Source organism: Weeksella virosa DSM 16922 (genome assembly GCF_000189415.1).
Lineage (GTDB): Bacteria > Bacteroidota > Bacteroidia > Flavobacteriales > Weeksellaceae > Weeksella > Weeksella virosa.
In genome coordinates this window covers 1,589,291-1,610,688 of record NC_015144.1, presented here as the reverse complement: position 1 = coordinate 1,610,688, position 21,398 = coordinate 1,589,291, and the positions used below count along the sequence as shown (strand labels likewise).

Annotated in this window: 26 protein-coding genes and 1 rRNA gene; 15 read left to right on the top strand and 12 right to left on the bottom strand. The window is 35.3% G+C overall.

Annotated elements, in window-relative coordinates:
• Positions 1-9: 9 nt before the first annotated feature.
• On the bottom strand, positions 10-555 hold the full coding sequence (locus WEEVI_RS07830) for a hypothetical protein (protein ID WP_013598609.1): 546 nt from the start codon (positions 553-555) through the stop codon (positions 10-12).
• A 41-nt stretch (positions 556-596) separates the two neighbouring features.
• Here WEEVI_RS07830 and WEEVI_RS07825 point away from each other — a divergent pair, with 41 nt between their 5' ends.
• The 3 genes from WEEVI_RS07825 to WEEVI_RS07815 all read left to right on the top strand — a co-directional run bounded on the left by WEEVI_RS07825 (position 597) and on the right by WEEVI_RS07815 (position 3,236).
• Positions 597-917, top strand: a complete 321-nt coding sequence (locus WEEVI_RS07825; RefSeq protein WP_013598608.1) for an MGMT family protein — start codon at positions 597-599, stop codon at positions 915-917.
• 65 nt (positions 918-982) lie between these two features.
• Complete coding sequence (locus WEEVI_RS07820; RefSeq protein WP_013598607.1) at positions 983-1,906, top strand: ABC transporter ATP-binding protein; 924 nt, start codon at positions 983-985, stop codon at positions 1,904-1,906.
• A 7-nt stretch (positions 1,907-1,913) separates the two neighbouring features.
• Entirely contained in the window at positions 1,914-3,236 is a 1,323-nt protein-coding gene (locus WEEVI_RS07815; protein ID WP_013598606.1) for an ABC transporter permease, read from the top strand.
• 115 nt (positions 3,237-3,351) lie between these two features.
• Here WEEVI_RS07815 and WEEVI_RS07810 read toward each other — a convergent pair whose 3' ends face one another.
• The 5 genes from WEEVI_RS07810 to WEEVI_RS07790 all read right to left on the bottom strand — a co-directional run bounded on the left by WEEVI_RS07810 (position 3,352) and on the right by WEEVI_RS07790 (position 9,158).
• Positions 3,352-4,605 carry an AI-2E family transporter gene (locus tag WEEVI_RS07810; protein WP_013598605.1) on the bottom strand — a complete coding sequence of 418 codons (1,254 nt, stop codon included), beginning with the start codon at positions 4,603-4,605 and terminating at the stop codon, positions 3,352-3,354.
• 382 nt (positions 4,606-4,987) lie between these two features.
• Positions 4,988-5,656, bottom strand: coding sequence for a sterol desaturase family protein (locus tag WEEVI_RS07805; RefSeq protein WP_013598604.1), 669 nt, complete (start codon positions 5,654-5,656; stop codon positions 4,988-4,990).
• A 125-nt stretch (positions 5,657-5,781) separates the two neighbouring features.
• Complete coding sequence (locus tag WEEVI_RS07800) at positions 5,782-7,065, bottom strand: citrate synthase (protein WP_013598603.1); 1,284 nt, start codon at positions 7,063-7,065, stop codon at positions 5,782-5,784.
• An 88-nt stretch (positions 7,066-7,153) separates the two neighbouring features.
• Positions 7,154-8,446, bottom strand: coding sequence for a phosphopyruvate hydratase (gene eno, locus WEEVI_RS07795; RefSeq protein ID WP_013598602.1), 1,293 nt, complete (start codon positions 8,444-8,446; stop codon positions 7,154-7,156).
• 271 nt (positions 8,447-8,717) lie between these two features.
• Positions 8,718-9,158: a Rieske (2Fe-2S) protein gene (locus WEEVI_RS07790; RefSeq protein WP_013598601.1), complete on the bottom strand. Its 441-nt coding sequence runs from the start codon at positions 9,156-9,158 to the stop codon at positions 8,718-8,720.
• 134 nt (positions 9,159-9,292) lie between these two features.
• Between WEEVI_RS07790 and greA the strand changes: the two genes are divergently transcribed.
• The 4 genes from greA to WEEVI_RS07770 are packed head-to-tail and all read left to right on the top strand — an operon-like array spanning position 9,293 to position 11,155.
• Entirely contained in the window at positions 9,293-9,772 is a 480-nt protein-coding gene (gene greA, locus WEEVI_RS07785; RefSeq protein WP_013598600.1) for a transcription elongation factor GreA, read from the top strand.
• Between the two features lie 27 nt (positions 9,773-9,799).
• The gene (locus WEEVI_RS07780; protein ID WP_013598599.1) at positions 9,800-10,195 is read left to right on the top strand and encodes an HIT family protein; all 396 of its coding nucleotides are present in this window, start codon (positions 9,800-9,802) and stop codon (positions 10,193-10,195) included.
• A gap of 6 nt (positions 10,196-10,201) precedes the next feature.
• Positions 10,202-10,771: a hypothetical protein gene (locus WEEVI_RS07775; RefSeq protein WP_013598598.1), complete on the top strand. Its 570-nt coding sequence runs from the start codon at positions 10,202-10,204 to the stop codon at positions 10,769-10,771.
• A gap of 18 nt (positions 10,772-10,789) precedes the next feature.
• Positions 10,790-11,155, top strand: coding sequence for a hypothetical protein (locus tag WEEVI_RS07770; protein WP_013598597.1), 366 nt, complete (start codon positions 10,790-10,792; stop codon positions 11,153-11,155).
• Between the two features lie 16 nt (positions 11,156-11,171).
• On the opposite strand, the gene WEEVI_RS07765 is transcribed toward WEEVI_RS07770, so the two are convergent.
• Both WEEVI_RS07765 and mnmC2 read right to left on the bottom strand, forming a co-directional pair.
• Entirely contained in the window at positions 11,172-11,600 is a 429-nt protein-coding gene (locus tag WEEVI_RS07765) for an NUDIX domain-containing protein (RefSeq protein ID WP_013598596.1), read from the bottom strand.
• 5 nt (positions 11,601-11,605) lie between these two features.
• The gene (gene mnmC2, locus WEEVI_RS07760; protein ID WP_013598595.1) at positions 11,606-12,319 is read right to left on the bottom strand and encodes a tRNA (5-methylaminomethyl-2-thiouridine)(34)-methyltransferase MnmC2; all 714 of its coding nucleotides are present in this window, start codon (positions 12,317-12,319) and stop codon (positions 11,606-11,608) included.
• Positions 12,320-12,408: 89 nt separating this feature from the next.
• On the opposite strand from mnmC2, the gene WEEVI_RS07755 reads away from it, so the two are divergent.
• Positions 12,409-13,476 carry a branched-chain amino acid aminotransferase gene (locus WEEVI_RS07755; protein ID WP_013598594.1) on the top strand — a complete coding sequence of 356 codons (1,068 nt, stop codon included), beginning with the start codon at positions 12,409-12,411 and terminating at the stop codon, positions 13,474-13,476.
• Between the two features lie 442 nt (positions 13,477-13,918).
• Positions 13,919-14,326, top strand: a complete 408-nt coding sequence (locus WEEVI_RS07750; RefSeq protein WP_013598593.1) for a hypothetical protein — start codon at positions 13,919-13,921, stop codon at positions 14,324-14,326.
• Here the strand turns inward: WEEVI_RS07750 and folP are convergent, their stop codons facing one another.
• A complete protein-coding gene (folP, locus tag WEEVI_RS07745) occupies positions 14,327-15,157 on the bottom strand; it encodes a dihydropteroate synthase (RefSeq protein WP_013598592.1) in 831 nt (276 codons plus the stop codon).
• A 56-nt stretch (positions 15,158-15,213) separates the two neighbouring features.
• Between folP and WEEVI_RS07740 the strand changes: the two genes are divergently transcribed.
• The 6 genes from WEEVI_RS07740 to WEEVI_RS07715 all read left to right on the top strand — a co-directional run bounded on the left by WEEVI_RS07740 (position 15,214) and on the right by WEEVI_RS07715 (position 19,961).
• A complete protein-coding gene (locus tag WEEVI_RS07740) occupies positions 15,214-15,762 on the top strand; it encodes a DUF1599 domain-containing protein (protein ID WP_013598591.1) in 549 nt (182 codons plus the stop codon).
• Complete coding sequence (locus tag WEEVI_RS07735) at positions 15,759-16,883, top strand: BT_3928 family protein (protein ID WP_013598590.1); 1,125 nt, start codon at positions 15,759-15,761, stop codon at positions 16,881-16,883. Before WEEVI_RS07740 ends, WEEVI_RS07735 begins: the two co-directional genes overlap by 4 nt.
• Positions 16,880-17,962 carry an ABC transporter permease gene (locus WEEVI_RS07730; protein ID WP_013598589.1) on the top strand — a complete coding sequence of 361 codons (1,083 nt, stop codon included), beginning with the start codon at positions 16,880-16,882 and terminating at the stop codon, positions 17,960-17,962. Before WEEVI_RS07735 ends, WEEVI_RS07730 begins: the two co-directional genes overlap by 4 nt.
• 34 nt (positions 17,963-17,996) lie before the next feature.
• Positions 17,997-18,755, top strand: coding sequence for a triose-phosphate isomerase (gene tpiA, locus WEEVI_RS07725; RefSeq protein ID WP_013598588.1), 759 nt, complete (start codon positions 17,997-17,999; stop codon positions 18,753-18,755).
• Between the two features lie 77 nt (positions 18,756-18,832).
• Positions 18,833-19,663: a 50S ribosomal protein L11 methyltransferase gene (prmA, locus tag WEEVI_RS07720; RefSeq protein ID WP_041942133.1), complete on the top strand. Its 831-nt coding sequence runs from the start codon at positions 18,833-18,835 to the stop codon at positions 19,661-19,663.
• Between the two features lie 4 nt (positions 19,664-19,667).
• On the top strand, positions 19,668-19,961 hold the full coding sequence (locus WEEVI_RS07715) for an ATP-dependent Clp protease adaptor ClpS (protein WP_013598586.1): 294 nt from the start codon (positions 19,668-19,670) through the stop codon (positions 19,959-19,961).
• 16 nt (positions 19,962-19,977) lie between these two features.
• Here WEEVI_RS07715 and WEEVI_RS07710 read toward each other — a convergent pair whose 3' ends face one another.
• From WEEVI_RS07710 to rrf, 3 genes are all read right to left on the bottom strand, one after another.
• Entirely contained in the window at positions 19,978-20,316 is a 339-nt protein-coding gene (locus WEEVI_RS07710; RefSeq protein ID WP_013598585.1) for a hypothetical protein, read from the bottom strand.
• Positions 20,317-20,346: 30 nt separating this feature from the next.
• Complete coding sequence (locus WEEVI_RS07705; protein WP_013598584.1) at positions 20,347-20,838, bottom strand: RNA polymerase sigma factor; 492 nt, start codon at positions 20,836-20,838, stop codon at positions 20,347-20,349.
• A 369-nt stretch (positions 20,839-21,207) separates the two neighbouring features.
• A 5S ribosomal RNA gene (gene rrf, locus WEEVI_RS07700) occupies positions 21,208-21,315 on the bottom strand.
• Positions 21,316-21,398 lie beyond the last annotated feature (83 nt).

The window sequence follows — 21,398 nt, the reverse complement described above, 5'->3', positions numbered from 1 at the left end:
TTAACTCTTTTACTTGGATAATGGCTTCGGTAATTTATTATAGAAATCTCCTTTCTGATATATTTCATCAACAAATTGATGCAATCTTTCTAATTGATTACGCGATAAATGTTGCCCATACCGTGCTGCTGCATAGGTAAGTAATGCAATCAGAAAAGAAACTGGCAAAGACCAAATCCAGACAGTGCCAATCCCGAGAGCCATTTCTACCGCACCATAAATCCCTACGGTTAGTGCCAAAGCCCCCGCAAAACCGTACAAGAACATGAAAAATGTCCACACACTTGGTCGTGGCCCAAAAATCCCTCGTAATTCTAACACATCGGGGCGATCTTCGTTATATTCCAGCTTCAAACTCAATTGCGGTGACCAATATTTGGTTTTTTCTTTTCGTACCCGAACCACACTTCCTAATGTCCCGACATATCCTCCGAGATCTGAATTTTTCTCGAGTAATTGTTTCATAATATCTTCTACCTCTTCTTTTTTATGATAAGAATAGGCTTTGAGTCTTGGTCGGGAGCGAATAGATTTCACATGTAGACTTTGTTTCATATTGTTCTATTTTACTAAATTTACGATAAAAATAAGTTAGAATGAGTTTAGACAAACCAACAAATACATTTGCAGAAATATACGAAATTGTGAGGAAAATCCCGTTAGGAAAAGTTTCAACTTACGGTCGTATTGCAGCCATTTTAGGATCTACAAGTGGAGCTAGGATGGTTGGCTACGCTCTCAATCATGCACATGTTGATAGCTCTATTCCTGCTCATCGAGTTGTTAACCGTAACGGACAATTAACAGGGAAAATGCATTTTCATCCTCCACAACTCATGCAGCAATTATTAGAAAATGAAGGTTTTATAATCGAAAACGATCAAATCGTCAACTTCAAAGAAAATTTATGGCCTTAATTTCATCGCATTTGTAACTATTCCTACACTGGGATGACTAACTTTGCAATGAACAGTAGTTTATTATGGAATATTTATTACAAGCTGAAAACGTAACCAAGCGTTATGCCGACAAAACGGCACTGAATTCGTTTGACCTCAACATCCCGAAAGGTTCTATATATGGTCTTTTGGGTCCAAATGGAGCAGGAAAAACGACTTTTATTAGAATTATCAATCAAATTACCGCACCAGATGAAGGTAAAATTATCCTCAATAATCAACCCCTAAACAAAGAAAGTATTGCACATGTGGGTTATATGCCCGAAGAAAGAGGTTTGTATAAAAACATGAAAGTCGGTGAGCAAGCCATGTATTTTGCAAAACTAAAAGGTTTATCGCATACAGAAGCGCGCGATAGAACACAGTATTGGTTCGACAAGCTTGGTATTTCTTCTTGGTGGGGAAAGAAATTAGGTGAATTATCGAAAGGTATGGGACAAAAGGTACAATTTGTCATCACTGTAATACACAATCCCGCTTTACTTATTTTCGATGAGCCTTTTAGTGGTTTCGATCCTGTAAATGCAAGCATCATTGCACAAGAAATTTTAGAATTACGCGACAAAGGAACAACTGTTATTTTCTCTACACATCGTATGGAGTCGGTAGAAGAAATGTGTGATCATGTTGCCTTGATTAATCTTTCTAATAAAGTTTTGGATGGTACGATTGAGGAAGTCCGTAACCAATACAAAACAGGTAAATATAGGATTATGCTAAGCAATGTTGCCGAAGAAGCATTTGCCAATTTCTCACAACACTATTCTACCGAAAATGTACTTCAGACTCCTTTTGGTCATTCATTCGACCTGAAGTTTGATAAAAGTATTTCTCCTAATCATGTATTGTCGGAGTTGGCCAAAGTGGGTGAAATTCATCAATTCAGTGAAATTATACCTTCTATGAACGATATTTTCTTAGAGGCTGTTCAACAATCAAATCATTAAATCTACCATGAAACAAGTTCTACTCGTTGCGCAACGAGAATTCCTGACGCAAGTAAAAAATAAATCTTTCATTATCATGACTGTTTTATCACCTTTGCTAATTATTCTGGCAATCGGTGCAGTAGTTTGGTTTAGCATGGCCAATGAAGAACATAAAAATATTGCGGTGGTTGATGAAAGTGGATTATTTTTCACCGAGCTAAAGTCTACACCGACGACTTCTTATCTTTTTTATACCAAAAACGAACTAAATTCGATAAAAGACACCCTAAATGGAAGTAAATTCCTCAACGCTCTTCTTCATATTCCATTGGTAAGCAAAACTGATTTGTCTCCGCTTGATAAGCATACACAACTCTTTACAAACGGGAATTTGGGTATGGAAGAACGTACGAAAATTAAGCTTACTTTGGATAAAAAAGCAGAAGAAATGCTTTTACAAAACAAAGGTGTTGACCCAGAGGTTATCTACAATACAAAATCGAATATAAAGCTAAATGTTTATAATGTAAAAGATGGTAAAGAAGATTCTGGTTTGGCTGTAAAAATTGGTCTTTCTGCCTTTTTGTGTTATATAATATTCACATTTATCATGATTTACGGTGTACGAGTGATGCGCTCTGTGGTTGAAGAAAAGCAAAATAGAGTTATCGAAATTATTATTTCTTCTGTGAAACCTTTCGAACTGATGATGGGAAAAATTATAGGCACAACGTTGGTTGCCACTACACAATTCGCTATTTGGATTGCTATAACCCTTATTTTGGTGACAATTTTTCCTGCGATTATGGCTGCAAGAATGAGTATGATGACCGAAAATTTACCCGAAGAAGCATCCGCAACCTTAGGAGAGAATCCTGATATTATGCACCAAATAAACGATATCTCGACTACTTTATTAAGCCTAAATTATCCAGTTATTATAATTGCATTCATTGGTTTTTTCATTTTAGGCTATTTGTTTTACAGTAGTATATTTGCGGCAATTGGTTCGGCTGTGGACAATGACACCGACACGCAACAATTTACTTTTTTACCTTTGGTCCCAATGATGGTCGGATTGTACGGAAGTTTTACAACACTACAAAACCCCGATGGTCCTGTTGCCTTCTGGTTATCGATGTTTCCGCTAACGTCACCGATTTCGATGATGACTCGTATTCCGTTCGATGTTCCTGTTTGGCAATTAGCTCTGTCGTTAGGAATTTTAATTGTTTCTACCTTGATTATGATTCTTATTGCTGCGAGAATCTATCGAGTTGGAATTCTGATGTTTGGTAAAAAACCTACTATAAAAGAAATGATAAAATGGATTAATTATAAAAATTAAATCCAATCAAAATAAATCAAAAGTTAAAATCCCTCTCAGTTTCTGAAAGGGATCTTTTATATATCGATAGAATGAGAAAAATCCTACCATAAATAACGAATTGCTGATTATTATTTTATGAATCTTTATCAGTTTCATCACTTTTTCGCTCATCAAATTCTTGATGATTTTGCTCTTCTGTTTGTAGATTTTGTGGTAAATCTTCGTCTTTTGGTTTTGTTTTCGTGAAATATAAATTATAATATTTCTCGAACATAGGGGTAGGTGCATTCTCTTCGCCTAACAAAAATCCGTAAGGTTTCAGGTCTTCGACCGCATCGAAAACAATACGCGCAATTGCCAAAATCGGAATCGCTAAAAACATTCCGGCCATCCCCCAAATACTTTCTGCTACGATAATACCGAAAAGTACTACAAATGAATTTAGAGAAACTTTTGATCCTATTACTTTTGGTGTTAGAATATTGCCATCAATCGAATTGACAACAATCACGGAGATCACTACCCACAAAGCATTGATGGGTTCGTTTGTTGCCAAGGTCACCAAAGTAGCCAAAACTGTTGCAGAGAAAATACCGATATAGGGTATTAGGTTTAGAAGACCACAAAGAGCTGCAAAAAAGAAGGCATATTTTATCCCAATAATAGAAAATGCAGTAAACAAAGCAACCGTAATAAAAGTAATCTGTATGCCCAAACCTACGATGTATTGTTTGATAATGCTTTGGATAGAGCTAACTACATTACGCACTTTTTTTTGTTCGCTTGGAGGAAAACACCAAACAATAAATTTAGTAAGATGGCTACGATAGAGCAGAAAGAAAAAAGTATATAAGAATACAAAAACAGAAGAGCCGATCACGGTTGTCATTGTTGACACAACATCACCAACTACAGCACCGCCATGTTTGATAGTCGATTCTGTATTTTTTTTCAAGTAGTTTAGTTGTTCTTGTTCCGTCACATTAAATTGTTCGGCAATAAATTGTTGGGTTTTATGAAACAAATCGATTAATTGTTTTTGTAATTCGGGCAACTCATTCTGGAATTGTACAATTTGAGTCCCCAACAAAAACATAACTCCCAAAACTACAAGAACAAACATGATCGGAGAAAGCAAAGAACTTACAATTCTAGGAAAGCGCAACTTTCTTTCGAGGAAATTTGCTATCGGTAATAATACCATTGATAAAAGAAAACCAATAATCAAAGGCACAATAATCGATTTACCGACAATTGAGATATAAAATAAAGTAACTAAACTTACCAAAACACAAGCGAGCTTCACGACAAAAGGAAGTTTCCTGTTGCGATGTCGACGAAGTGAAGCACGTGCACTTTCTTTCAACTGAAATTGTTTATTTTCCATTATATGTAGTACTTTTTATGTTTATTAATTGTGAGCTTTTTTGTCATCATTCGCCCAAGCATTAGTCGTTTTGATGAAAGGAATCTTTCTTATAAATTTATTTACATTAAATACACTAAAACCTCTACTTCTAGATTCTAATGATAGAATGAATTTCTCTTGCTACATGAGTCCGTATAAAGCACAAAAATCATTTCTCTTTGTCGCCCTAGCTCCATTGTCTAGGATTGTTAATCGCAGTCATTATGGTAAAGTGTGCATCTAGCTTTGTCGCAAACAATAGACCAAAATATTATTTCAGTTTGTTTTATTCATTTTTTTAGAAAAGGTACAAAAAAAGCTTTCAAAATATATTGAAAGCTCTTAAATATTTTTATTGATGTTATTTTTTCTTTTCGAACATTAGCTCTTGAACTTTTTCTTTATCTTCTTTCTCTTTTTTCAGGTCGAACATTGTCCCAAAAACTTTATCCCAAAAGGTGTTCGATACGCCAAAACCTAAGGTTTCGTCTTTGTAATGGTGGAGATGATGATTTCGCCAAAGAGGTTTCATAAACTTAAACGGCGGAGCCATTGCATGGATCATATAGTGCATTGATGCATACATCAACCATCCTAAAACAAAACCTGGATAAAAAGCAAAAGCATATTCTCTCATAACAAGATAAAATATACCAAACAAAGCAGCAACAATAATTAAACTTGGCACAGGAGGCATAAACAAACGTTGTCTATCCCGTGGATAATGGTGATGATTGCCGTGCATTACGTAAGCAAATCTTTGCAGTTTGGGATTTTCACTTATCAGATGAAAAATATATCGATGCGCAATATACTCAAAGAAAGTCCAAAAGAATATTGCCCCGAAAAATACCATGAACATCGTTCCCAATGGCATTTGATAATTTTTATAGCCGTAATAAAAGCAGAAAATAAGAATCGGAAGATGTATCCCCCAACTTAATTGTGGGCTACCTTTGGTAAGTGCTTCTAAAAATTTATTTTCAAAGAGTTGAGCTTGCCCTTTGTTATTTATTTTATCAAACTTCATGATTATTTATTTCTGAGCTAAAATTACAAAAATCAACTTCTATCTACAAATTAGAATTAGATTAAAAATAAAAGAGACCGATATCTCTAAGGATTCGGTCTCTATATGTTTTTATTAAATCTAAATTATCTTTTAGAAATTTCTACATAATCACGGGTAGGCTTCCCAGTATACAATTGGCGTGGACGACCAATTGGTTGATTTGTTTGTCTCATCTCCATCCACTGCGCAATCCAACCAGGTAAACGACCCACTGCAAACATTACGGTAAACATTTCAGTAGGGATATCCAATGCTTTATAAATTATTCCTGAGTAGAAATCAACATTAGGATATAATTTACGATCTATGAAATAACTATCTTGTAGTGACGCTTCTTCTAGTTTTTTAGCAATATCTAAAATAGGATCATTCACCCCTAATTGCTCTAAAACATTATCGGCAGCCACTTTTATAATTTTCGCACGTGGATCGAAGTTCTTGTACACACGATGACCGAATCCCATCAAACGGAAAGGGTCATTTTTATCTTTTGCTTTTTCGATGTATTTATGCACATCTCCCCCATCATTTTTTATAGCCTCCAACATTTCTAGAACGGCTTGGTTTGCTCCACCATGCAATGGACCCCAAAGTGCAGAAATCCCTGCTGAAATTGATGCAAATAGCCCTGCATGTGATGATCCTACCAAACGTACCGTAGAGGTAGAACAGTTTTGCTCATGATCTGCATGTAAGATTAATAACTTGTCTAAAGCATCTACAACTACTGGATTCAGTTCTAATTCTTTACCTGGTTTTTTGAAGAGCAAATGATAAAAATTCTCTACATATCCCAGTTCATCATTCGAGTAATTAATCGGTAAACCTTTTGTTTTGCGTTGTGTCCAAGATGCTAAAACTGGGAATTTACCCAATAAGGTAACCGCTGCTTTGTACATGTCTTCTGGTGAATTTACATTCACAGTTTTCGGATTGAATGCTGATAAGGCAGACGTCAACGACGATAACATTCCCATTGGGTGTGCTGTACTTGGGAATGCATCCAAGATTTTCACTAAATCCTCTGACACATAATTGTATTCTGCAATATCTTTTTCGAATTGATCCAATTCTTGTTGTGTTGGTAACTCTCCTTTTAGTAACAAGTAAATAACCTCAACAAAACTCGATTTTTCTGCTAACTGCTCAATCGGGTAACCACGATACAATAATTTTCCTTCTTCCCCATCTAAAAAAGTGATTTCACTTTCACATACACCAGTGTTTTTGTATCCTGGATCCATTGTAATCAACCCAGTTTGGTCTCTTAATTTTGAGATATCAATTGCCTTTTCATCCATAGCTCCAGTTGAAACAGGCAATTCTAAACTTTTTCCTTCGTAATTTAAGGTTACTTTATCTGACATTTTTTAATATAATTCTTTAAACCAGGGTAATATACGATAAAAATCGAATTTTTACAGCATAAAAACTCATGAATTTTATCATCAGTTTTTATCGCTTAACTTTAAATGCTTTTCGGCCTGGGTAAATAGCAGTTTGAGCCAAAGTCTCCTCAATTCGAAGTAATTGATTGTATTTTGCCATACGATCTGAGCGAGATGCTGATCCTGTTTTTATTTGTCCAGTATTCAAAGCCACGGCCAAATCGGCAATAGTTGCATCTTCTGTTTCTCCAGATCGATGAGACATTACTGCTGTATAGCCTGCGTTTTGTGCCATTTGTACCGCTTCGATTGTTTCGGTCAATGTCCCGATTTGGTTTACTTTTATAAGAATAGAGTTGGCTGTTTCAGATTCGATAGCTTGCTCTAACATTTTGACATTTGTTACCAATAAATCGTCTCCAACCAATTGAACTTTTTCACCAATTTTATCCGTCAATACTTTCCAACCTTTCCAATCATTTTCATCCATTCCATCCTCTATAGAGATGATAGGATATTTTTCTACTAATTCTGCAAGATAAGCTGCTTGTTCTTCTGATGTACGGATTGCTGCATCGGCACCTTCGAACTTGGTATAATCGTATTTTCCATCGACATAAAATTCTGATGCAGCACAATCAAGTGCCAACATAATTTCTGTACCTGCCTGATAACCTGCTTTTTCTATAGCCAACATTACGGTATCCAACGCATCTTCTGTTCCCTTAAAAGTTGGTGCAAATCCACCTTCATCACCTACGGCAGTAGACAAACCGCGCTCGTGTAAAATAGCTTTCAGAGCGTGGAAAATTTCGGTTCCTTTACGCAATGCATCCGAGAAATTTTCGGCCTCTACAGGCATTATCATAAATTCCTGAAATGCAATTGGTGCGTCAGAGTGCGAGCCTCCATTGACGATATTCATCATGGGAACGGGTAGCGTATTGGCATTTACACCACCGACATAGCGAAAAAGTGGCAAACCTAATTCTTCCGCAGCTGCTTTTGCAACGGCCAAAGAAACGCCTAAAATTGCATTTGCTCCTAAATTCCCTTTATTATTGGTTCCGTCTATTTCGATCATGGTATGATCGATTAAATTTTGCTCAAAAACCGAGTATCCTACCAATTCTGGTGCAAGGATTTCGTTGACATTATCAACCGCTTTAAGAACTCCTTTCCCTTGATAAAAATCACCTCCGTCTCGTAGTTCTACAGCTTCGTGTTCTCCGGTAGAAGCCCCTGAAGGTACTGCTGCACGCCCTAAAATTCCGTTCTCGGTAATAACATCTACCTCTACAGTTGGATTACCGCGAGAATCCAATATTTGTCTTGCATGAATGTGTGTAATGATACTCATTTTTTGTTTTTTATGTTACTTAAGTTCGTAATAATTTTATTTGCATGTCAAAATTAAAATAATTGTATCTTCCTTACAAGTTTAATTAAGACGATTTCACCGCTGCTATATTTTTTCAACATCTTTCTAAATTTTGGTTGTCTATCCGAAAGATTTGATATAATAAAAAACGCTTCTTTCTGATTTTCTTCTTCTAGCGAAAAAATTTGAGTTGGGCTTATGTTGTTAAGGTATATTTTTTTTGAAAAAAATGAAAATACTATTATAGTAGCTATCGAGTTACCACCAAAGTATTTCCTGATCGAAACGCATTATACTCCATAGGAGGGCGATTGGCAATCTTTATAGGTTGTCCTGTATTAATATTCCATTCTGCTCCATCTTTTGGGCACACTATCTTAATGCCGTCTACTACTTCGAGGGTAGTATTGACATCGGGACATAGATGTGGTGCATTACGATCCCAAGCTTTATATCGATCATTACCGATACTCACAATAATCAAACCTCTTGTTCCGGCACCTTCTCCTCCTACATATATCCATCTACCAGGTGAATTTAGAACACTATATTCTGGCAAGTTAGTATTGAGAGTCAGGCTTACATTTACGCGCGGGACACAGTCGTTGTGCGTATCGGATTCACAGGAACTGAAAATACTTGATACAAAGAATGTACTAAAAAAGAAAAGAAACCGAATAAATTGCTTCATATGTATGTCTATTTTAAAAATTTACTATCTTTGCATTTAACAAAACAGAAAATAGTCCTGCGCATCCCGATAAAGGCAATGTGTAGGATTATTTTCTTTATATCTATAAATGTAAGTAAGTAAAAAACATTGATATGGCAAATATACAATATGTAACAAAAGAAGGCTTGGAAAAATTACGTGCCGAATTGCACGAGCTAGAAACCTATGAACGTCCGAAAATTTCTCAACAAATCGCTGAAGCCCGCGACAAAGGAGATTTATCTGAAAATGCTGAGTACGACGCAGCCAAAGAAGCACAAGGAATGTTAGAGATGAGAATTTCTAAGTTACAAGAATCCATTGCTAACGCTCGTCTTATAGACGAATCGAAATTAGATGCTACTAAAATCTCGATTTTATCTACTGTTCGTATTCGCAATCAAGTAAGTAAACAAGAATTATCATATACATTGGTACCCGAAACAGAAGCTGACCTAAAAAAAGCGCGTATATCAGTAAATACACCAATTGCTAAAGGTTTATTAGGCAAATCGGTAGGTGATATAGCTGAAATAGAGCTGCCTAATGGTCAGACTTTAACTTTTGAAGTATTGAGTATTTCTTTAGATTAAATCGTAACTTGCCAAAAATTTTAATAAATGGCTAGCATATTCACAAAAATCATCCGGAACGAAATTCCTTCTTATAAGGTAGCAGAAAACGAAAACTATATTGCCATACTCGATGCTTTTCCTTTGGTGAAAGGACATGTTTTGGTAATTCCTAAAAAAGAAGTAGATAAACTCTTTGAGTTGGATCGTGAAACTTATCTAGGGCTAATGGATTTTGCGTACAGTATTGCACCAGCAATAGAAAAAACCATTCCGTGTAAAAGAATTGGGGTAGCTGTTGTAGGGCTAGAAGTACCGCATGTACATGTACATTTGGTTCCTCTCAACACTATGCAAGATATCAATTTTACACAACCCAAATTGTCGCTTTCTGCAGAAGAAATGCGAAAAATTGCCGATAAAATTAAATCATACTTAGTATAAAAGATTATGAACAAATACCTTAAACTTGTACTAGCTGGCATTCTTATCATTAGTGGAATTTATCTTTTTACAGATCGGGCGTATGGCTGGGGCTTTATAATGTTATTTTTAGCAATTTTCCCAATAGTATTCTACTTTCGAAACGAAAATATCATCATGGCTTTTTGGTTCATGCGAAAGCAAGAAGTAGAAAAAGCCAAAAAATGGCTGAATAGAATTACAAATCAAGAAACCCAACTAATTCGTAAACAGTGGGGCTATTTTAATTATATGAAAGGCATTACCGAAGCCGAGGATAATATTGCTGTATCTGAGAAATATATGCGAAATGCTTTGGATTATGGTCTTAGTTTCAAGCACGATCGAGCAATGGCAAACCTTTCTCTAGCAGGAGCCGCCATGGCAAAAGGAAGAAGAAAAGAGGCGGAAATCTACCTAAAAGAAGCCAAGCGTTTAGATGATAAAAATATGTTTACGGATCATATAAAAATGATGCAAGGACAAATGAAGAAGTTCAATTTCAATCCAGGACAACTCCAAAATCCAAATATGCGTCATCGTGGCAAAAAATTCTAAAAAATGGCACAACATCTTATGCCAAGAGCTAGTAATATGGCAGAAAAATGGAAGAAAATCGAAGGATTTTTTCAAGAAAATTTCACCGATGGAGAATTACCTGATTTGGATACGATGCTGTTTCTTATCGGGGTTCAAGAATTAGGGCAAGGCAAAAGACGATTCAAAAAGGATGAGAAAATTAACCTTTTACATATTGCCGTTTGTCGTGTTTTAGAACCTTTTGGTTATTATCGTTTTGATGGTTTGGATAAAGACGGTTGGCCACATTTCGAGCTAATTGAGAATTTGCCAGAACTGAAAACAAACGAACAAACATTACTCATGAAACACGCAATTATCCAATATTTCGTTGATCAAAATATCATAAACTTTGACGCCTAGGGAGTCAAAGTTTTTTTTATTTCTTTAGATATTTCTCTCGAAAAATTTCTATCACTTTTTTATCGGCTACTAATGTAAAATCTTCTACATACAGCTCATCGATTCTCATCCAAAGTAACTGGTTAATATTCCGTTCTAAAACTTTTAATTGAGTTAAATTTTTATCAGAAATACTCGCTTTATAATAAATTAGAATTATTTGCTCTTCGGGATCAAAAGCATTTTGCATGAAAAAATCTTGTGTATAAAGATGCTCTTCTACCTCGATTTCCAGATTCAGTTCTTCTTTTAATTCTCTTACCAAACAATCACGCGTTCCTTCTCCAAACTCTAATCCACCACCCGGAAATTTATAAATCAACTTCCCTAGAAAAGGTTCGTGCATTACCAAAACTTTTGCATCATGAACAAGCAATGCATAGACCCGTACATTAAAAGGTTTCATTGTTATCAGATATTTTCGGGTTGGATAGGATATTTCTTTGCGATCATCATTTCTCTTTTTCCTGGAGGTCCCACACGTTTTTCGACATCTAGGCCTAATGTCTGCAAGGTGCGTTTCAAACTCCCTTTCGCAGCATAGGTAGTGAATTGACTTTCTATGTTCATCTTTTCGACCACTTTTTGCAACAACTCCATTTCCCATAATTCTGGTTGAACACGCGCACCAAAAGCATCAAAATAGATTAAATCGAAATCTTTATCCAATAGTTTCGGTAAATCGAAAAAATCAAGTTGTACTTTTTTCAGTCTGAAAGAAGGTGTTATCTCTGTAAAAACACCCCACGAAGCATCGAACATTTTCTGTTGTATATCTTCTATTTTCTCGATAGATTTATCTGCAATTTTCGTACAGCTATCTGCGTAAGCCAAAGCGAAAAGTTCTTCTCGAGAAACCGGAAATTTTTCTATCCCCACATAATCAATCATCAGGTTTAGTTTTGAGCCATATAAAACTGTCAATAAAGCATTCAACCCTGTACCATAGCCAATCTCTAATATTTTTATGGTTGACTTATTCATGGCCACTTCTTCTAGCCCATTTTTCATAAAAACATGCACAGCTTCTTGCACCGCACCATGCACAGAATGATAGGATTCTGCCCATTCTTCTATACGAATGGTACGCGAACCGTCTTGCGTTTGGATAATTGACCTTTTCATCCGAAAAATCTCCTAATTTTTATCAGCTTTGATTTAATATATTCAACAAAATAAACGTATATTTGGATTGCAACAAACAAAAGTTCATTATGATAATAGAGAAAATACCTCAAACCAAATTTACAGAAAAAGTGTTTGAGTCTACTACTTTCGGGAAAGATTTTACAGACCACATGTTGATTGCTAAATACAAAGACGGAAAGTGGAGCGAACCGAAAATCATGCCTTACCAACCGATCGAACTCACTCCTGCAGCAATGGTTTTTCATTATGGACAAGCTATTTTCGAGGGGATGAAAGCTTATAAAAATGAAGACGATGAGGTATTCATTTTTAGACCACAAAAAAACTTCAAACGCTTCAATAAGTCGGCAGTTCGTCTAAACATGCCAGAAGTGCCTAAAGAAATCTTTATGGATGGACTAAAAGCTTTAATTGATTTGGATCGTCAATGGGTTCCGAAAAAAGAAGGAACATCGTTGTATCTAAGACCAACCATGTTTGCTACTGAAGAGGCGATCACAGCACGTTCTTCTAACGAATTCACTTTTGTTATCCTAATGGCTTACTCACCAAGCTATTACACCAAAAGATTATCAGTAAAAATCGCTGATTACTATAGCCGTTCGGCACCAGGAGGTGTTGGTTTTGCTAAATGTGCCGGAAACTATGCAGGCTCTTTTTACCCAACTGAACAAGCAAAACTAGAAGGCTATGATCAGGTCATTTGGACCGATTCTATATCACACAAATTTATCGAAGAAGCGGGTACGATGAACGTTTTTGTTCGTATTGGTGATACTTTATTAACAGCACCAACTTCTGAGAGAATTTTAGATGGGGTAACCCGAGATTCTATTATTCAATTAGCCAAAGACAATGGATATGATATAGAAGTACGTCCTGTTTCTGTAGAAGAAATGTATGAAGCTTACCAAAAAGGAGAACTAAAAGAAGTTTTCGGAGTAGGAACAGCGGTTGTGGTCAACGTTTATGATGCAGTAGGGTTTGGTGATGAGCGTTGCCAATTGCCCAATATTAGCGATGAAGATTCGTACGGAATGCAACTGAAAAAGAAATTAAACGATATCCAATTCGGGAAGGTAGAAGATCCTTACGGGTGGAGAGTAAAAGTAGAAGAGCATCAAACAGTATAAGTTTAATTATTGTTTATCAGATTGATTATAAATCAACAAGAAAGTCGGAACAAGTTTTTGTTTCGGCTTTTTTTGTGAAATTTTCTGGTAGACCCTAAGTACTATAAAATTGAATAAAACATCTATCAATTCGAAACATTCTGAAGGTAATTATTAAAATGGAGGAACAGAACAAAAAACAGATTTCAAAAACTATTTAACAATTATTTTGTTATGCCATCCTATTTTCGAGAAAAACTCTTTGAGATTTCTTCATTAGTCACACACGTATCGATAAAAGGACCTTACGCATCCCTACTGGATCTAAGAAATTATACAGACTGCTTATAGCTTAAATCATCAAGCGACAAACCATACAATCCTAAACATTCTAGAAAAAAAATAGAAACCTTTATAGAAAGAAGAAAAAAACGTTTTCTACCTTTGTATAAATTATAAAAAAATGGCTGATTTTCATATCGATAGTCGATTACCTAACGATGCTTATCTCGATATATTCGAGCTTACTCGTCCGATTCCATCACCCGAGCAATTCCATTGGCGAATAATTTGGTTGGATGGAGAAACCGATTCGGAAGAATTCACAATTTTTAGTTTGCATCAATTGATTGATGAAAGAGATGGTTTGTTATTAACTTTCGAAAATTTAATTGCTGTAAATGATCGATTAATCGACCTTACGCATGCGATAATTGTCGGAAATCGAGATTTAGAAAAAATAAATCTACTTACCGATGACGAAAATCTTTATGATAACGAAATTATATTAGAACTAGTCAACGGCGTATGGCATGTAAGCTCTGATTTAGACGAAATTCTCGATGCATACAAACACGCTTTGGGTAAATAATTATATAGGTTTACGCAACATTTGGTAAATTTCTATCGCCTGTCGGGCTTCTTTTACATCGTGAACACGAAGGATTTTTGCTCCTTTTTGCAAAGCAATCATATGCAATGCTGTCGTCGCATTGAGAGATTCTTCTGCCGTAATGTTGAGTAATTTATAGACCATCGATTTTCTAGAAACGCCCACCAAAATTGGGAACTCCTCAAAACCAATCAGTTGCATTTTATCCAATAATTGATAGTTGTGTTCGAGCGTTTTGGCAAAACCAAAACCAGGATCCAAAATAATATCTTTTACTTTCAGCCTCTGCAATTGTTGAACTCTTTCTAACAAAAACTGATTAACTTCGGTGACAACATCTTCGTATTGTGGATTGATTTGCATGGTTTGCGGAGTAGCTTTCATATGCATCAAAACATACGGAACCTGCAATTGACCAATGGTTGAGAACATTTGCTCATCCAACGTTCCGCCCGAAACATCGTTAATTATATGCGCCCCTGCTTCGACAGATTTTTGTGCAACCTGACTGCGAAACGTATCAATAGAAAGCAAAGCATCAGGGAAATAGTTCTGTAATACATCCACAGCCGGAATTATTCTATCCAACTCTTCTTCTACCGAAACTTCTTTTGCTCCTGGTTGCGTAGAATAACCACCTAAATCTAAAAAAGTTGCACCATCTGCTAAATGTTTTTCTGCTTTTTTCAACAAAGAATCTATATCGGGTGTTCGCCCTTTTTGGTAAAAAGAATCGGGTGTGACATTAAGAATGCCCATCACTTTTGGAGTAGAAAGATCAACTAAAGTGCCTTTACAGTTAATTGTCATGTTATCTTTTCGGGTTTTTAACGAATTTCGTTTATTTTTGAATTTGAAACGAATTTATGAAAAATACAGCAAACCAATTTCAAACGATCCTTGCTAATTGTCGAGAATTGTTTCAGAACAAATTACAAGATTACGGAAGTGCCTGGCGCGTAATGCGTTTGCCATCACTTACCGATCAAATTTATATCAAAACCAATCGAATAAGAACCCTTCAAACTCAAGACGAACAAAAAATTGCCGAAGGCGAAGAAGAAGAATTTATTGGGATTATTAACTATTCACTGATTTCTCTGATTCAATTGGAGTTGGGTGTGGTCAATAAACCCGACCTTTCGGTAGAACAAGCCTTAGCATATTATGATAAAATGGCACAAGAGGCTTTTGATTTGATGAAAAACAAAAATCATGATTACGGAGAAGCTTGGCGAGATTTACGAATCAGTTCGATTACAGACCTTATCTTACAGAAGATTCTTCGTATCAAACAAATAGAAGATAACCAAGGAAAAACGTTGGTTTCTGAAGGCTTGGATGCTAATTATCTCGATATGGTAAATTATTCGATCTTTGCACTAATATTAATCCATGAAAACAAAACTGTATGAGAATTCTAGTACAAATTTGTCGTCTTTTGGTCGGAGTTTTATTTATTATTTCTGGATTTGTAAAAATCATTGATCCTATTGGGATGGGCTATAAACTCGAAGAATATTTCTCACCGAGTGTTCTCAATCTGGCAGGTTTGATGGAGTTTCACCTTCCGATTGCTGTATTGATTACCTTACTAGAAATTGGTTTGGGGCTGATGTTACTCTTGGGAATTACCCGAAAGTTTACTGCTTGGGCATTACTTGCAGTAATAGCTTTTTTCACTTTCCTTACATTTTACTCAGCCTACTTCAATAAAGTTACCGACTGTGGTTGTTTCGGGGATGCCTTAACATTAGATCCTTGGACATCTTTCATCAAAGATGTAGTGCTAACGATTTTAATTTTAATAATTCTTTTTGGTCATCGATTTATTCAACCATTATTCAAACCAAAAACAAACTATCTACTTCTTGCTATAGGATTAATTTTATCGTCGTATGTTGCTTACCTAGGAATAGAACACTCACCAATTATAGATTTTAGAGCATACGCAGTCGGAAAAGATCTGAAAGAAGAAATGAAATCTGCCGAAGAATTAGGAAAAAAACCTTCGGTTTATGAGACTGTTTTTACACTAAAAAACAAAGAAAACGGAAAAACTGTCCAAATCAATGACACAGAATATGTGACAAATGACAAGTGGTATAAAGATGGTACGCCATGGGAAATTCTGCCAGAACTCACCAAATCTCGATTAGTGTACAAAGGCTATGAGCCAGCAATAAAAGATTTTTCATTAGACTGCTTGGGGGTAGATAAAACAGACTATTACCTCAATCAGCCCAAAGTAATTTTTATTATTGTACCATTTGCACATGAAATTGCTACCAAGAAAAGATTGGCAATCGAGAGAATTGCACACGAAGCGCATGTACACGACATTCCGTTTGCAATTTTGAGTAATAATCCAATCGAAAAAATTACACAACCAGTTTGTTTGGTCGATCAGATTGTTCTGAAAACCATGACCAGAAGTAATCCTGGAATCATGACATTAAGCAACGGTGTGGTGAAGTCGAAGTACCATTTCAATGATTTACCTAGCATAGAACAACTATTAAGCGACTTGTTATGATTCGCTATTTGCTACAAAAATTAGTGTATAGTTTACTTACCTTGTGGGGAGTAATTACGATTGTATTTTTTCTATTCACAGTATTGCCTGGAGATCCTGCACGGATGATGCTCGACCAAAAAGAAGATCCAGAACAATTAGCTATTATCCGGAAAAATCTTGGGCTCGACCAACCGTTCTGGAAACAATATACCTATTATCTCAATGATTTATCGCCTATTTCTTTGCATCAAAACAAAAAAAATAGCACCGATTATACGGCTCTTAATAGTGGAAAATATTCTTATCAAACACTTTTGCAATTGGGTAATAAAAGTCTTGTGCTGAAAACTCCCTATTTACGAACATCCTTTCAGAAACAGGGGAAAACCGTCAACAGCATTATTGCAGAAACTTTACCCAACACCATTATTTTGGCCATCGCATCTATAATGATAGCTACTATTTTAGGAGTTGGCTTAGGCATAATTGCAGCACTCTACAAAGATCAATGGATAGACCGTGTTTTACTAGTAGTTACGAGTTTCGGTATGAGTATTCCCTCTTTTTTTTCTGCAATCTTGATGGCTTATATCTTTGCCTATTTACTGCATTCGATTACTGGACTCAATATGATTGGGAGTTTATATGAAGTAGATGACCTAGGCGAAGGAACTCATTTGGTCCCGAAAAACCTTTTACTTCCTGCACTCACCTTGGGTTCTCGACCTTTGGCTGTCTTTTGTCAATTGACCAGAAATTCGTTGTTAGAAGTTCTTAATCAAGATTATATCCGTACGGCATACGCCAAAGGTCTTACGAAAAAAATGGTGATCATGAAACATGCTATGCAAAATGCGATGAATCCTGTAATTACTGCAATATCAGGATGGTTTGCTTCGATGTTGGCCGGTTCTGTTTTCGTAGAATTTATTTTTGGCTGGAATGGCTTGGGCAAAGAAATTGTCAATGCACTCAATGCACTAGATTTGCCAATCGTTATGGGAGCAGTACTCACCATTGCCGTGATGTTTATTATCATTAATATTGTTATCGATTTTATATACGGAATCTTGGATCCACGCGTTAGAATTAATTAAAAAAATATTTCAAAACATACTAAACACATAAAACATGAGAAAGAAAATTGTTGCTGGAAATTGGAAAATGAATCTGAAATTTGAGGAAGCCCTTCAATTAGCGATTGATCTTAATGGTTGGATAGCGGACAATCAGCCAGAAGCAGAAGTAATAATAGCACCATCTTCTATATATCTACCTACCTTGCTAGAAAATGTCGATGAGCAATTCTTGAAAATATCAGCTCAAGATTTATCTGCACACGAAAAAGGTGCCTATACTGGTGATATTTCTGCAGAACAACTAGATTCTATTGGCTTAGACTTTAGCCTAATCGGTCATTCTGAAAGAAGAACTTATCAACACGAAGATGCCGAAGTATTAGAGCAGAAAATGAAACAAGCTTTTGCACATCAGATTTATCCTATCTTTTGTTTTGGAGAAAATCTAGAACAACGTGAAAATAACACACATTTCGAAGTGGTAGAAAGTCAACTTCTCGATGTTTTGGCTAAACAAGATAAAGAGCTTCTTAACAAACTTATTTTGGCTTATGAGCCAGTGTGGGCCATCGGGACCGGAAAAACAGCAAGCCCAGAACAAGCCCAAGAAATGCATGTATATGTACGTGAAGTATTGGATAAAAATTTTGGAGCAGAAATCGCTAATTCTACACCTATTTTATATGGCGGAAGTGTGAATGCAGAAAATGCAGAAAACTTATTTTCCCAAAATGACATCGATGGAGGTTTGGTAGGAAGTGCCTCTTTACAACTGGATCAATTTACCCAAATTATAATGGCAGCACAATAATAAGAAATGTAAAAAAATATGAACAATGGTCTAAAAAACTTGATGTAACTTTGTCAAGCTTTTTAGATCATTTCTTTATGACCAATTATAACGAATATACATTTACTATTTTACCCAAAAATCCTTGGACCGAAATTACAATCGCAATGATTGCCGAATTACCTTTCGAAAGTTTTGTAGAAAACGAATTTGGTTTTCAGGCATATATCCCAAAAGAATTGGATGACGAACAAGCAGTGAATGCGATTATAGAAACAATAAGCGATGCCAAAATACAATATATTCGACAAGAAATTGAACAACAAAATTGGAATGCCGAATGGGAGAAAAACTTCGAACCTATACAGGTAAATGATCAATGCATAATCCGAGCTGACTTTCATCCTACCGAAGAAAACTACCCTTATGAGATTATTATTACGCCAAAAATGTCTTTTGGGACAGGACATCATGAAACAACTCATATGATGGTGGAATATATTCTAGAAAATAATTTCCTGGGAAAAGATATTCTAGATATGGGTTGTGGAACATCTATTCTTGCAATATTGGCAATGAAAAAAGGTGCTAACTTTGCTGAAGCTATTGATATTGACGAATGGGCTGTGGAAAACTCACTCGAAAATGCGAAAAAAAACACAGTCAGCATCGACGCCAAATTGGGGGATTCTTCATTATTGGGTAGAAAACAATTTGATGCTATCTTTGCCAATATCAATAAAAATATCTTATTAAAAGATATTCCAAAATATAGTGAAGTTTTAGCAAGAGACGGTGATTTATATTTGAGTGGATTGTTGGATATCGATTTCGATGATATTTTGGCAACATGTACAGAAAATGGTCTGAAATTTGTGACGAAAAAAGAACGAAACAACTGGATTGCTTTACATTTTATCAAAAAATAAAACCATGTATTTTAACGTAAAACCTCTTATCGAAACAAGTCCTGAAACGGATATTGAGGTATTAACAGAAGAAAAAGAACAAAATCAGATCATTGTTCATAACGACGATGTTAACACCTTCGATTGGGTAATCGAATCACTTATTGATGTTTGCGATCATACACCAGAACAAGCAGAACAATGTACACTAATTATACATTATAATGGTAAATGTGATGTGCTAACAGGAGAATATACTTACCTGAAGCCTAGATGCGAAGAGCTCTTGAATAGAGGCATCTCTGCAGAAATTGTATAAGAGTAGAGAGGAGACATTAATCCATTACGATCAATAAGTCGTCTGAATAAAATTCTTGTAATTTTTCATTCTCCATTTCATCCGGCACGTTTTTATAATCTTCCGAGATAAACAAATCGAATAAACGATTGTAAACCAACTCTTCTTTTTTTGCATCAACGAAAGAAGAATTCGTTTGATATAGCGTATAGTATAAAGTAACCGCTAACAAAATTACACTAGCCGCGACCAGCAAAGGTCCTAAAGAAAGTTTTCTTTTTTTAGTCGAAAAATTAGTCTCTAAAATAGATTGTTCCAAATGATCAAAATAATTATCTGGTACACGATACGGATTAGTTGGTTTAATATCTCTCATGATTGTAAGACAAAAATAAATAATAAAGGTTTAATGATGTTGATAAATAAAGTCTTTTATTTTCTTTACAGCATGATGATAAGAAGCTTTCAAACCTCCAACACTACCACCTAAAATTTCAGCTATTTCATCATATTTTAATTCTTCGTAATATTTATATAAAAATACCATGCGTTGTTTGACAGGCAAACTTGCAATAGCCTTCTGTAAAAGTATTTCAGTATCATCACCATCAAAATAAATATCATCTTTCAATTTATCTATAGAATCTAAAGCTAATTCGTCTAATGATAAAGTACGTTCTCTAGCTTGTTTATTCAGAAAATTTATCGTTTCGTTAAAAGCAATTCTATACACCCAAGAAGAAAGTTTAGCATTACCACGAAACTGATCAAAATTTGTATATACTTTCACAAAAATATCCTGTACTAAATCATTCGTATCCTCATGATTATACACCATGCGACGCACCTGCCAATAAACTTTTTGTTGATATTCTTTAACAAACGCTTTAAAATCCAAACCAATTTAACTTAAATACAAATGTAAATCTAAATCTTGATAAAACAATTCAAACAATATTTTAAATTTCTAAAGACAATAGAACTATGAAAAAATTAATATGCTCATAATAAAATTAGAATATACTAAAAAATGGAATAATTTATCTTTACCATTAATAATTATTGTATATAATAAAGCATTTTAAAAGGATTTCTGTAGGATGAAGTAGAAAAGATAGTTCTTAAGTTAAAACTTACAAGCTGATGCATTGATTCATCGGATAATACATTCATTGATGGAGGTAGGGGATATTACACAATAAGTAATAAGTTAAGTTAAAAACAAAAAAATCCTTACCCAATAAAAGGATAAGGATTCTTTAATAAAAACTGGCGACGACCTACTCTCCCGCATTAGCAGTACCATCGGCGCATGCAGGCTTAACTTCTCTGTTCGGAATGGGAAGAGGTGAGCCCTGCAGCTATAATCACCCAAATATTGTTTGATATACTGAAAATTTTTAAACAATAGAGATAATCAATAAAAAATATTGTGTATTAACGCTTAAGATTAACAAA